Annotated in this window: 15 protein-coding genes; 14 read left to right on the forward strand and 1 reads right to left on the reverse strand. The window is 34.0% G+C overall.

The annotated features are described in order from the left end of the window. The first annotated feature begins 10 nt into the window (after nt 1-10). The 12 genes from EKH84_RS12700 to rsfS all read left to right on the forward strand — a co-directional run bounded on the left by EKH84_RS12700 (nt 11) and on the right by rsfS (nt 9,806). Nucleotides 11-319 (forward strand): hypothetical protein, encoded by a 309-nt coding sequence (locus EKH84_RS12700; protein WP_013657111.1) that lies wholly within the window; start codon nt 11-13, stop codon nt 317-319. Further along, complete coding sequence (locus EKH84_RS12705) at nt 316-2,163, forward strand: TIGR03960 family B12-binding radical SAM protein (RefSeq protein WP_127066590.1); 1,848 nt, start codon at nt 316-318, stop codon at nt 2,161-2,163. Before EKH84_RS12700 ends, EKH84_RS12705 begins: the two co-directional genes overlap by 4 nt. Then, the gene (locus EKH84_RS12710; RefSeq protein WP_190283320.1) at nt 2,153-2,845 is read left to right on the forward strand and encodes a TIGR03936 family radical SAM-associated protein; all 693 of its coding nucleotides are present in this window, start codon (nt 2,153-2,155) and stop codon (nt 2,843-2,845) included. The genes EKH84_RS12705 and EKH84_RS12710 overlap by 11 nt, the downstream gene beginning before the upstream one ends. Further along, nucleotides 2,842-4,269, forward strand: coding sequence for a ribonuclease E/G (locus EKH84_RS12715; RefSeq protein ID WP_127066592.1), 1,428 nt, complete (start codon nt 2,842-2,844; stop codon nt 4,267-4,269). Before EKH84_RS12710 ends, EKH84_RS12715 begins: the two co-directional genes overlap by 4 nt. 119 nt (nt 4,270-4,388) lie before the next feature. Then, nucleotides 4,389-4,700 (forward strand): 50S ribosomal protein L21, encoded by a 312-nt coding sequence (gene rplU / locus EKH84_RS12720; protein ID WP_013657115.1) that lies wholly within the window; start codon nt 4,389-4,391, stop codon nt 4,698-4,700. 5 nt (nt 4,701-4,705) lie between these two features. After that, nucleotides 4,706-5,041 carry a ribosomal-processing cysteine protease Prp gene (locus EKH84_RS12725; protein ID WP_013657116.1) on the forward strand — a complete coding sequence of 112 codons (336 nt, stop codon included), beginning with the start codon at nt 4,706-4,708 and terminating at the stop codon, nt 5,039-5,041. A 12-nt stretch (nt 5,042-5,053) separates the two neighbouring features. Further along, nucleotides 5,054-5,344: a 50S ribosomal protein L27 gene (gene rpmA, locus EKH84_RS12730; RefSeq protein WP_013657117.1), complete on the forward strand. Its 291-nt coding sequence runs from the start codon at nt 5,054-5,056 to the stop codon at nt 5,342-5,344. 171 nt (nt 5,345-5,515) lie between these two features. Beyond that, nucleotides 5,516-6,793 (forward strand): GTPase ObgE, encoded by a 1,278-nt coding sequence (obgE, locus tag EKH84_RS12735; RefSeq protein ID WP_013657118.1) that lies wholly within the window; start codon nt 5,516-5,518, stop codon nt 6,791-6,793. A 15-nt stretch (nt 6,794-6,808) separates the two neighbouring features. Beyond that, on the forward strand, nt 6,809-7,102 hold the full coding sequence (gene yhbY / locus EKH84_RS12740; RefSeq protein ID WP_013657119.1) for a ribosome assembly RNA-binding protein YhbY: 294 nt from the start codon (nt 6,809-6,811) through the stop codon (nt 7,100-7,102). Nucleotides 7,103-7,227: 125 nt separating this feature from the next. Beyond that, nucleotides 7,228-8,448, forward strand: a complete 1,221-nt coding sequence (gene nadD, locus EKH84_RS22745) for a nicotinate-nucleotide adenylyltransferase (RefSeq protein WP_013657120.1) — start codon at nt 7,228-7,230, stop codon at nt 8,446-8,448. A gap of 25 nt (nt 8,449-8,473) precedes the next feature. After that, on the forward strand, nt 8,474-9,442 hold the full coding sequence (locus tag EKH84_RS12750) for a calcium/sodium antiporter (RefSeq protein WP_013657121.1): 969 nt from the start codon (nt 8,474-8,476) through the stop codon (nt 9,440-9,442). A gap of 19 nt (nt 9,443-9,461) precedes the next feature. After that, the gene (gene rsfS / locus EKH84_RS12755; protein WP_127066593.1) at nt 9,462-9,806 is read left to right on the forward strand and encodes a ribosome silencing factor; all 345 of its coding nucleotides are present in this window, start codon (nt 9,462-9,464) and stop codon (nt 9,804-9,806) included. Nucleotides 9,807-9,865: 59 nt separating this feature from the next. Here the strand turns inward: rsfS and EKH84_RS12760 are convergent, their stop codons facing one another. Next, nucleotides 9,866-11,176, reverse strand: a complete 1,311-nt coding sequence (locus EKH84_RS12760; protein WP_013657123.1) for a D-alanyl-D-alanine carboxypeptidase family protein — start codon at nt 11,174-11,176, stop codon at nt 9,866-9,868. Nucleotides 11,177-11,291: 115 nt separating this feature from the next. On the opposite strand from EKH84_RS12760, the gene EKH84_RS12765 reads away from it, so the two are divergent. Continuing rightward, the gene (locus EKH84_RS12765) at nt 11,292-11,999 is read left to right on the forward strand and encodes a helix-hairpin-helix domain-containing protein (protein WP_127066594.1); all 708 of its coding nucleotides are present in this window, start codon (nt 11,292-11,294) and stop codon (nt 11,997-11,999) included. A 32-nt stretch (nt 12,000-12,031) separates the two neighbouring features. Beyond that, on the forward strand, nt 12,032-12,718 hold the full coding sequence (locus EKH84_RS12770) for a response regulator transcription factor (protein WP_013657125.1): 687 nt from the start codon (nt 12,032-12,034) through the stop codon (nt 12,716-12,718).

Below are 12,718 nucleotides of genomic sequence, written 5' to 3' on the forward strand. Positions count from 1 at the left end.
GTGACTTAATATGCACCAAGTAAGAGAAGAAAAATCAAAGATGAGTATTGAAGAGGTTAATAAAAATATTACCGAAGATAACAAGAAGGAAGCTACTGAGTCCAACAGTATAACTACTCGAGGAAATGGCTTTTTTATTCAAACATCTATTTGTATAATAATGATTATTGCGGTATTATTTTTAAAGTATATGGAGCCTAATACTATGTTTGAGGAACAAATCAAGAAGGAGTTAACACAAACAGTTGAAATAGAAGATGTAAAACAGTTTATATATGAACTAGAAGAAATGAGTGACAAATACTGGAGGATAAAATGACAAAAGTAGTAGTACCAGATTCGATTTTAAATAAAGTAGATAAGCCCGCACGTTATATTGGTGGTGAGCTGAATAGTAGTAAAAAGGAAATAACACCGGAATTAACAAGGGTAGCATTTTGTTTTCCTGATGTATATGAAGTAGGTATGAGCCACTTAGGAATGCAAATTTTATACCACTTCTTTAATAGAAGGGAAGATGTTTATTGTGAACGTGTTTTTGCACCATGGACAGATATGGAGCAAATTATGCGCGAAGAAAAGTTGCCATTATTCAGTCTGGAGACGCATACAGCTCTTAAAGCGTTTGACTTTGTAGCTTTTACTTTACAGTATGAAATGAGTTATACAAACATTCTTAATATGCTAGAGCTAGCTCATATCCCTATTTATAGTAAGGATAGAACTGAGGAGGACCCTCTTATTATTGCAGGTGGCCCCTGTGCTTATAATCCAGAACCTTTAGCACCTTTTATTGATATTTTTTATATCGGAGAAGGTGAGGTAAGTTATGATGAGATTTTTGATCTTTATAAAGTTTGGAAGAAAAATGGCGGTGACAAAGAAAGCTTTTTAGTTCAACTTTTAAAAGTACCAGGTATGTATATACCTCGCTTTTATGAAGTGCTTTATCATGAAGATGGAACTATTAAAGAGCGTGTAATCTTACATCCAGATGCACCAGATACCATTCGTAAAGTAGTTGTGACAGATATGAATGAAGCATTTTACCCAAAAGCTCAGGTGGTACCTTGGATCCGTGCAGTGCATGATAGGGCAACCTTGGAAATGTTTAGAGGATGCATCAGAGGGTGTCGTTTTTGCCAAGCAGGAATGATTTATAGACCTGTAAGGCAAAAGAACAAAGAAACACTGTTAAAGCATGCTAAGAATTTATTAGCAAGCACAGGTTATGATGAATTATCATTAGCATCTTTAAGTACTAGTGATTATGAAGATTTAGAAGCTTTTACAAATGAACTCATGGAACTTTGCACTAGTGAGTGTGTTAATATTTCTCTTCCATCTTTACGTGTAGATGCTTTTTCAGTAGATTTAATGCAAAAAGTTCAGGAAGTACGAAAAAGTAGTTTGACCTTTGCACCCGAGGCAGGTACACAAAAACAAAGAGATGTGATTAATAAAAATATAACAGAAGAAGAAATATTAAGTGGTTGTAAATTGGCTTTTGAGGGTGGATGGAATCGTGTTAAATTATACTTTATGTTAGGTTTACCAAATGAAGAAGAAAGCGACGTTCTAGGAATTGCTGAACTAGCAGAAAAGATTGCTATGACCTATTTTGGAGTTGATAAAGAAAAACGTGCACCAGGCTTACAGTTAGTTGTAAGTACTTCTTGTTTTGTGCCAAAGCCGTTTACACCTTTCCAATGGGCATCACAAGACAGTGAAGAAAGCTTCAAACACAAAATTAAACTTTTAAAAGGTGCCATTAAAAGAAAACAAATTAGGTATAATCACCATGATGCTAAAACCAGTGTTTTAGAAGCGGTGATTGCTCGAGGTGACCAAAAAGTAGCTGAACTTATTTATAAAGCCTATCGAAAAGGGTGTACTTTTGATAGTTGGTCAGAGCACTTCAAACCAGAGGCTTGGTTAGAAGCTGCTAAGGAAACAGGGGTTGATTTTGAGTTTTATGCGCACCGTGAACGTAGTTATGAAGAAATTTTACCATGGGATCATATTGATATTGGCGTTACAAAACAATTTTTAATACGCGAGAATGAAAGAGCAAAGGCAGCAGCCACTACGCCAAACTGCCGAGAAAAATGTACAGGATGTGGTGCAAGTAGATTTGGAAAGGGATTATGTCATGAAAATTAGATTGAAATTTACAAAACAAGGACCAGTAAAGTATGTAGGACACTTAGACACAATGCGCCTTTTCCAAAGGGCTATTAAGGTAGCCGGCATTCCTGTTGCTTATTCACAAGGTTTTAGTCCTCATTCTCTTGTTTATTTTGCCTTGCCTTTAGGCGTGGGTGTAAGTAGTACAGGAGAATATATGGAGATTATTACAGCAGAAGATATAGCACCTGAAAGCGTTATGAATCGTTTAAATAAAGTACTTGTAGGTGGTATTTGTATCCTAGAATCATGGCAAGTAGAAGATAAGGGAGATTCACTTATGAGTTTAGTAGCTGCTGCTGATTATGACATTAGACTTGTTTTAAAAGAAAATGATAGTTTATCAGCCGAGCTATTAAAAGAACGATTAAGTCGCTCAGATGAATTAACAGTTATGAAAAAAGGGAAGAAGGGTATTAAACCAATTGATATTAAACCCCTTATTTTGAGTTGTAATATTGTAGCGTGTGAAGATGGTATTCATATTCAAAGTCAGGTATTAGCAGGGAGTAGCCAAAACTTAAATCCTGAACTTTTAGTAAAAGCCTTAATTGAAGAATATACAACAGACTATGAGATTCAGGTGACAAGGAAGGAAATGTATACAGAAGGGCACCAAGGCTATCAGGCAATTGATACATTTGGTAGAGTTGAATGAGAAAACAAATTTTAATTGAAAAAAATGTTTTATCAACACAGATTGCTATTCTTCAAGAAAGTGAATTTATTTCTTTTTATTTAGAGACTTGTATAAAGAGTGATAAACAAAATCGCATTGTTGTAGGACAAGTAGAACAAGTTGTTAAAAATTTAAAAGCTGTTTTTGTAAATTTTGGAGAAGAAAAAAATGGTTTACTTCATATAAAACAAGTACCCGAATGCTATCAAAATAAACTTTCGCCTGGTAGTAGATTACCTGTACAAGTTGTTAAGCAAAATAGTGGGGAAAAGGGCTATAAATTAACTGGGAAAGTTAATTTGATGGGGAGATTTTTAGTTTGTTTACCTTTTGAAACGGGTATAAACATTTCTAAAAAAATAAAAGAACAAGAAATTAGAGAAGTACTTAAACAAAAGTTACAGTGCTTGTCTAATGGCAAGTATGGTTTTGTTGTGAGAACTACAGCTAAGAATGCTAGCGAATCACTTTTAGAAAAAGATGCACTTGAACTGATAGAAAAAGCAGATGCTTTTATGAAAGCTAAAGATTATCTATCAAAGGGATCCCAGCTCTATGAAGATCCTCCTTTATTCATGCAGATTGTTAGAGAAGAGCTAGAAGGTGCGGAGAAAGTAGAAATTATCTGTAATCAACAAAGTGTATTATCGGCTATTCAAGCTGATATAGGAGAAGAAGATGATGAGGAGCACATTTCATTCAAGTTATGTAATGAGATAGAAGGACTTTTTCAGGTTTATGATATTGAAAAAAAGCGAACACAACTCTTAAATAGGAAGATATGGCTTAAGAATGGTGGTAATTTAGTAATAGATTATACAGAAGCTATGACAGTTATTGATGTGAATAGCGCTAAGGCCATTTTAACTAAGAATCCTCAAAAGGCTGTTTTAGATCTTAATCTTTTGGCTGTTAAAGAAAGTATATTGCAAATGCTTAGACGTAATTTATCTGGAATAATTGTGATTGATTTAGTTGAAATGCCTAGTCAGGAAGATAAACAGTACATCTATGAATACGCCAAAGAATTACTCAATAAGTGGGGAGATAGAAGAACAAAGGTCTATCCTCTCACAGATTTAGGTTTATTACAATTTTCTCGAACTAAAAAGTATATTGGACTTCCACAACAACTTTTTACAAGTTGTATACAATGTGAAGCCCCCTATAGTGAAAATAGCTTATCCTACTATATGATGGAGCTAGAGAAGACCATTAAGGACATCAGTGAAAAAACAGAGCATACAGCTGTTTTTGTGGAAGTAGCTCCGATTTTTTATCAATTTCTTCTTAAAAATAATTGTATTGAACAATTAGAAAATGCTTATAATTTACAACTTCAAATAGAAAGAAGCACTGCAAGTTCAAAAAAAATGTTTTTATGTCAATTTTATCAAAGATAAGCGTTGACAGGATAGATGCCCTATGATAGAATACTTAAGTGTTTTAAGCCGCACGAAGAGGTCTAAACTGTCTTGGCAGTACCGTATTCGGCGAGTTTTCGGAATAAGGAGGTGTACACATGTACGCAATTATTGAAACAGGTGGCAAACAATACAACGTTAAAGTTGGAGACAGCATTATCGTTGAAAAATTAAATGTTGCAGCTGGTGAAGAAGTTGTTTTTGACAAAGTTTTAGCAGTAGGTAAAGAGGATTCTTTAACTGTAGGTACTCCAGTTGTTGCTAATGCAACAGTTAAAGCTGAAGTAGTAGCTGAAGGTAAAGGTAAAAAAATCATCGTTTACAAATACAAAGCTAAAAAATCTTACCACAAAAAACGTGGTCATCGTCAACCTTTCACAAAAGTGACAATCAAAGCTATTGAAGCTTAATTGTTATGACGGAGGTTACATTTTATCAGAAAGACGAACATGTTTATCGCTTTAGAGTAGACGGACATGCTAGTTTTGCTGAACATGGTGAAGATGTTGTTTGTGCTGCAATTAGCATGCTTACCATAAACACATTAAATGCTATAGAATCTTATACAGATGAGCCTTTTAAAGAAATCTGTATTAATCAAAAAGAAGGCGTTATTGATGTAGAATTTCCACGTCGTAAGACAGGGGAATATGCACCAGAAGCCGAACTACTTATTAAAAGTATGATATTAGGTCTTGAGACCGTCAAGGAAATGTACGGAGAAAAATACATTAATATTCTAAATAAATAGGAGGTGGATCACATGTTACGTTTAGACCTTCAATTCTTTGCTCATAAAAAAGGACAAGGTTCAACAAGCAACGGTCGTGACTCAGAATCAAAACGTCTTGGTGCTAAAAGAGCCGATGGACAAATCGTTAAAGCTGGGAATATTTTATACCGTCAAAGAGGAACTAAAATTCATCCAGGTAACAATGTAGGTCGCGGTGGCGATGATACATTATTTGCTTTAGTGGATGGTAGAGTTAAATTCGAACGCAAAGGCAGAGACAAAAAACAAGTTTCTGTATATCCAGTTGCACAAGAAGCATAGTTAACTTTGAGAAGGTTTCAGCATTTGTTGAAACCTTCTTTTTATGGTATAGGGATATTTATTTTGACTAGGCTCTATATCATAAAAAGAGGGTAGGCAAATAAATGTGAGATTGATTTATTTTAAAATAATTAAATGTTGTACAAACTAAAGAAAGAAGGGAGTGACAACATGTTTGTAGATAAAGTCAAGATATTTGTAAGATCGGGAAAAGGTGGAGACGGACACGTTTCTTTTAGAAGAGAAAAATACGTTCCTAATGGAGGACCAGATGGTGGAGATGGTGGTCGTGGAGGCCATATCATCTTTGAAGTAGATTCAGGGTGCAATACACTTATGAAGTTTAGACATCAAAGACATTTCAAAGCTGCTGATGGTGAAAACGGTGGTAAAAAGCGTTGTCATGGTAAAGATGCAGAAGATCTCATTATTAAAGTACCTCAAGGGACTGTTATTCGTGAAGCCGAAACAGGACACGTTGTAGCAGACTTACATGCAGCAGGTCAGAGAGAAATACTCTTTAAAGGTGGTAAAGGTGGTCGTGGTAATCAACATTTTGCCACAGCAACAAGACAAGCACCACGTTATAGTGAAAAAGGTAAACCAGCTAAAGAATACTGGCTTATCCTAGAATTAAAAATGATAGCAGATGTTGGTTTAGTGGGTTACCCTAATGTAGGAAAATCTACATTACTTTCTATGGTAAGTAATGCACAGCCTAAGATCGCTAACTACCACTTTACAACACTTGCACCTAATTTAGGTGTTGTAACAAACCAGTATGGTAAGCAATTTGTTATGGCTGATATTCCAGGACTTATTGAAGGTGCTGCAGAAGGCATTGGCTTAGGGCATGATTTCTTACGCCATGTAGAAAGAACAAAGGTACTTTTACACGTAGTAGATGCTGCAGGTAGTGAAGGCAGAGATCCAGTAGAGGATATTTATGCTATTCAAAAGGAAATTGAATTATTCAATCCTAAAATTTTAGAAGAAAAGCCACAGATTATCGCAGCCAATAAAATAGATATGGGTAACTGTGAAGAAAATATAGCACGTCTTAAAGCTGAATTTGAACCAAAAGGAATTAAAGTACTTCCTATTTCAGCTGCAGGTAATGAAAACTTGCAAGAGCTTTTAAAAGATGTCGCAGACTTACTAGCAACTGTGCCTAGCGAAAACATTGTCTTTGAGCCTGAATTCGAAGAAATTAGTACAATGTCTAATGAACCATTCACTGTAGAAGAAGTAAATGAAGGCTACTTCGTTGTAGAAGGTCATGGTATCGAGCGTATGATGGGTTATACAGCTATTGATACAGAACAAGGCTTTGCGTTCTTCCAAAAATATTTACGTGAAAAAGGCATTATAGAAGCATTAGAAAATGCAGGTATCAAGGAAGGCGATACCGTTAATATTTATGATTTAGAGTTTGATTACGTTAAATAAAGAGGGAGGTGTCTAATGACACTTACAAGTAAACAAAGAGCTTATTTAAAATCTTTAGCACAAAAAACAGAATCTATTTTTCAAATTGGTAAAAATGGTTTAACACCTGAAGTAACGGAAGCAGTAGCGCTTGCACTAGATGCAAGGGAATTAGTTAAAATAAGTGTACTCCAAAACTGCCTTGAAGACCCAAAAGAAATGAGTATCATGTTAGCAGAGCGTACAAAATCAGTAGTTGTACAAGTCATTGGAAAAAAGATTGTGCTTTACAAGCCAGCTAAAAAGAATCCAAAAATTACATTAGTTTAATATCAACACGATAAAAAGGTATTTAGAAGTTAGCCGCTTCTAGATACCTTTATTTTATTATTTAATTTTGCTAAAAATCGGGTATAATAGAAGAGATGTTGAACTTAAGTTAAGGAGACTTTGTTATGTACAAGCAAAAAGCAATTAGAAAATTAGCGATTATGGGTGGTACCTTCGACCCCATACATATAGGACATCTTGTAACGGCGGAAGAGGTAAGACATGAATTTGGTGTAGATGAGGTATTATTTGTACCAACAGGACATCCACCACATAAATCTAATATCAATATGACTACTAGTGAACATCGTTATTTGATGACGGTATTAGCAACAGCTGCTAATCCTAGTTTCAAGGTATCACGCATTGAAATAGAGCGTGAAGGTGTTACTTATACGATTGATACCATTAAAGAGCTAAAACGTATTTATGGCGAGAATGTAAGATTATACTTTATTACAGGAGCAGATGCTATTCACAAAATTTTAGGTTGGAAGGATTGCAGTGAGTTATTGCAGATTTGTGACTTTGTTGCTGTGACAAGACCAGGTTATAATAAAGATGAACTTCTTAAACAAGTTGAAGAACTCAATCGAACATATGAAACGAATATCCATTTCTTAGAGGTACCTGCTTTAGCCATTTCTTCGTCTAATATTAGAAAAAGAATCGGCGAGTTAAAGCCTATTAAATATTTAGTACCAGAAGAGGTTGAAAACTACATTAAGAAGCATAGTTTATATGATTATGATTTGCATTTAACTGAAGATGAAAAAGCCCAGATGTATAGTTATGTAGCCTCTAGGCTTTCGCCTAAACGTTATGCGCATACAAGAGGTGTTGTAGAGATGGCACTAGAATATGCTAAATTAAATGGATTAGATTATGATGAAACCTTTATTGCCGCACTGTTCCACGATATTGCGAAGGAATTGCCTAAAGAAGAAAGTTTGAGACTATGTGAACGCTATCAAATTGATTTAGATGATTTTGAAAAATCACATTTGCATTTGGCACATGGAAAAATAGGAGCTGCTATTCTAGAACATGAGTGGGGGATTCATAAGCCATCTATTATTAATAGTATAAAATATCACACAGTAGGCAGACTAAATATGACAGACTTAGAAAAGGTTATTTATTTAGCAGATATGACAGAAGAAGGTAGAAGTTCCTATAAAGGAAAAGAGCAGATTAAGCATTTGGCCCAGTATAACTTAGACCGTGCTATGTACAAAGCACTTTATTCTTCTTATAATTATGTAACTAATATTTTGAAGCAAGACGTTCATCCTGTTACGCATGAACTGTTAGCTTATTATAAACAATTTGATGTAGAGAAATAATCAACTAATTAAAGGAGACTAGCATATGTTGTGGCAGATGATTATTTTAGTTGTTAGTTTTGTGGTACTGATTAAAGGTGCAGATACTTTTGTAGATGGTGCTTCCTCGATTGCAAAACATCTCAATGTGCCAGATATTTTAATTGGATTAACTATTGTAGCTTTTGGAACCAGTGCACCTGAAGCTTCGGTAAGTATTAAAGCTGTACTAAGCCAAAACAGTGATATGGTGATGGGAAATATCTTAGGAAGTAATATCTTAAATATATTATTAATATTAGGTATTTCAGCTATGATTGCCCCTATTCATGTGAAAAATAATACGATTAAAAAAGAAATACCATTTTTATTTTTAGTTTCTTTATTAATGAGTGTACTTATTATGGACATTCCTTTAGGAAATGGGAGCGTCAATATGATTTCAAGAGCGGATGGCATAGCAATTTTAATTTTCTTCTCTATATTTATTTATTATTTAGTTACATTGGCTAAAGGCGGAGAGGCAGAACAAATTGAAAGTAAGTATTCTCTTAAACAAGCTATAGTTTATTCTATTTTAGGATTAGCTGCCATTATTATTGGTGGTAATTTTGTAGTAAGTTCAGCTACTGCCATTGCTGAAGTTCTAGGTGTTAGTCAACGTTTTATTGCATTAACCATTGTAGCATTTGGAACTTCCTTACCTGAATTAGTAACTTCTATTATAGCTGCAAAAAAAGGTAAACAAGATTTAGCTATTGGGAATATAATAGGTAGTAATATATTCAATATTTGCTTTGTTGCAGGTTTTCCGGCTGCTCTATTTGGCAGTATTATACCTAAGGATCCTATAGGATTAGACTTAATTGTTATGATTGTTACCACCATTATTCTTTTCTTCTTTAGTATAACAGACAAAAAAATTTCAAAAAAAGAAGGTATGAGCTTTTTAATGCTATTTATTATTTACTATGGCTACTTGATTATTTCTCAGTTAAATCTGGCAGCTATTTAAGAAAGGGGAATTTATACTTTTGAATACTGAAACTTACACACTTGGTAAACAAATTGCGACAGCTATCAATAATAAAAAGGTAGTAAAACTAGATGTATTAGATGTAGCACAACTTACACCGCTAGCAGAACTTTTCATTATTGCTATTGCAGCCAACGTTAAACAAACTAAGGCAATGGCAGATGAAGTTGAAGAATGTTTAGCGTCATATGGGAGAATACCTATTCATAAAGAGGGCTATCAAACATCAAATTGGATTTTATTAGATTATGGAGAAGTTATCGTTCATATTTTAGATGAAGAGCATGCTCAATTTTACGGTTTATCGAGGCTTTGGCAAGATGCCATAAGAATAGAATTTTAAATTAATGATTCATTTAAATAAAAAGATAGTTCTACTTATTTTTAAGTAGAACTATCTTTTTATTTAAATAGCTTTTTGAACTTTAATTGATTAGAGCGTTGTCTACGTTTTTTTCTAATCAATAAGATTAACATAAGAATGAGTACAAGAACAGCAATAAGACCAATGACATAGACAAATGTAAGAGCCGGGGCTTTTTCTATAGGTGGAACGACTGCTGTATATGGAGATGATTGATAATCTATTTTTTGAATAACCAGTTTATTTGTTCCTAGAATTTTGGAGTGATCCATATAAGTGATCTCGCCAATAACGTCACCTTCTTTAGCTGTCATATCAATATATTCAGGTAATTCTAGGCTGGTAGTAATCTCTTGTAGAGTTGTATCATTGCGAACAAGAACAGATAAGTCTTTTTCTACACCAATAGAACAACTCCCTGCTTGGTAAGGTTGACCACTTTTAATCGTATAAAGAGGTAATGTTTTAATGGTTTCATTTGGGCTATGCAATGCTAATGAATGGTAAGAATTAAAGCCGTAATCTAAAAGTGTATTAGTATCCGAATACAAGGTACCTTTTTCAGATTTCATTACCACTGCAACTAAAGTTGTTTTTCCTTCTTTGGCAATAGTTACGAGAGTATGTCTAGCTTGATCTGTATAGCCTGTTTTACCACCAATAACATCTTCTCTAAAAATAGAGGCATCTTTTAAAGGATTGAACATTTTGTGGTCCTGAGAGAGGTAGCGGATTTCATCTGTTTTGTTAGTACCATTAATTTGGTAAATATAATCCTTCATAATATTTAGAAAGTATTCATTATCTGCTAAGTAGCTAGCAATTAAAGACATATCGTAAGCAGTGGTATAGTGATTTTCATCATGTAAACCATGAGGGTTTACAAAGTGCGTATTAAGTGCACCTAACTCCTTAGCACGATCACTCATACGTATTGCAAAGGCATCAATTGAACCACTAACAGCTTCTGCAAGACCATTTGCTACTTCATTAGCCGACATAAGTAATAAACCATGTAAAGCTTGATCCACAGTAATTTGTTCACCTACATCCATACCAATATGACTACTTCCTCTTTCAATACCAAATATAGCTTCTTTTGAAAAAGTAATGGTATCTGTAGGTTGTAGGTTTTCTATAGCTAATAAAGCTGTCATAAGCTTGGTAATACTTGCTGGATATTGTTTACTATAGGCATTTTTTTCATATAAAACAGTTTTAGTTGTAGCATCAATTAAAATAGCAGACTCTGCTTCTATTTGTGGCGCTGTTTCTTCTGCTTGAATAATTGGACATGAAAAAAATAATGTCAAGATTAAGCTTAAACATAAATAGACTTTTCGTTTCATTCGTAAAATAACTCCTTTCAATAGCTAATAGTATAACAGATTTTTAACATTTTAGTAAGTAAAACCGTCTAATTTATCAAAAATATGTTAACACTTTTGTATAAGGAGTGATAATATGGTAGAATTAGTTAAACGCTATAAAATAGTGATTTTATTTGGTGTCTTATTTATTATTAATTTATGTGTTTTATTATACCAAACCAATAAAGAGAATCCTATTCAGCTTACTACTGTTCCAAGTGAAAATATAGCTAGTACACAAACGACCCATGAGGGTACCGAAAACTTGATGGAACAAGATTTAAAAAGTGCCGTAACTCCTACGAAGAGTGAGATAGGAGTAAGTGAATCTATAGCAGTGATGCCTTCACCTACTATACCAACTAAGGTACCGATTTATGTTTGTGGTGCTGTCAAGGTACCTGGAGTATATTATGTAACAGCTACGGCTATTGTGGATGAAGTAATCCGTTTAAGTGGTGGATTCAGTGAGGAAGCGGATATGACAGCAATTAACTTAGCCGCTTCTATCGTACCTAATGAGAAAATTATTGTGCCTAAAATAGGAGAAGAAATTGACAAAACAGTTACTTCATATGACAATAAAGAAGAGAGTCATATAAGAGAGTCAACTCTTGTTAATATTAATACAGCAAACAGTACTGAGTTAATGAGTCTTCCAGGTATTGGAGAAGTTAAAGCTAATGCCATTATTGATTACAGAAAAACCGTAAGAGCTTTTGGAAGTATTGATGATCTAAAAGAAGTTTCTGGTATTGGAGATAAGACCTTTGATAAATTAAAAGCACTTATTACAGTATGAAGTTACTATTTAACAAAAGAGGAGGAGAGGGAATGAACAGCAAAATTTTAGTTGTAGATGATGAGAAGTTAATTGTTAAAGGCATTAAGTTTAGTTTAGAACAAGAAGGCTGGGAAGTAGATGCAGCTTATGATGGTGAAGAAGCCCTTAATTATGTAAAAAATAATAAATATGACGTGATGCTTTTAGATGTGATGTTACCTAAATATGATGGCTTGCAAGTATGTCAGTTGGTAAGAGAATTTTCTAATATTCCTATTATTATGCTTACAGCTAAAGGTGAAGACATGGATAAAATTATGGGACTTGAGTATGGTGCTGATGATTATGTAACAAAACCTTTTAATATTTTAGAGCTTAAAGCGAGAATTAAAGCTATATTAAGACGATCACAACATGCTGAAAAAGTGCCGAATAAAAAAACAATAGAAGTGGGAGAATTACGCTTAGAAGTAAATAGTCGTCGCGTCTTTATTAAAAATCAAGAAATGAATTTAACTGCTAAAGAATTTGACATGCTAGAATTATTTGCTACACATCCAGGTAAGGTGTATAGTAGAGACCAGCTTTTAGATACTATTTGGGGACGAGAATATCCGGGAGATGTAAGAACGGTAGATGTTCATGTACGACGTTTACGTGAAAAAATAGAACCTAATCCAGGACAACCTGAATACATCTATACAAAATGGGGGGTAGGTTACTATTTTAAAGATTAA

The organism is Cellulosilyticum sp. WCF-2, assembly GCF_003990395.1.
Taxonomy (GTDB): domain Bacteria; phylum Bacillota; class Clostridia; order Lachnospirales; family Cellulosilyticaceae; genus Cellulosilyticum; species Cellulosilyticum lentocellum.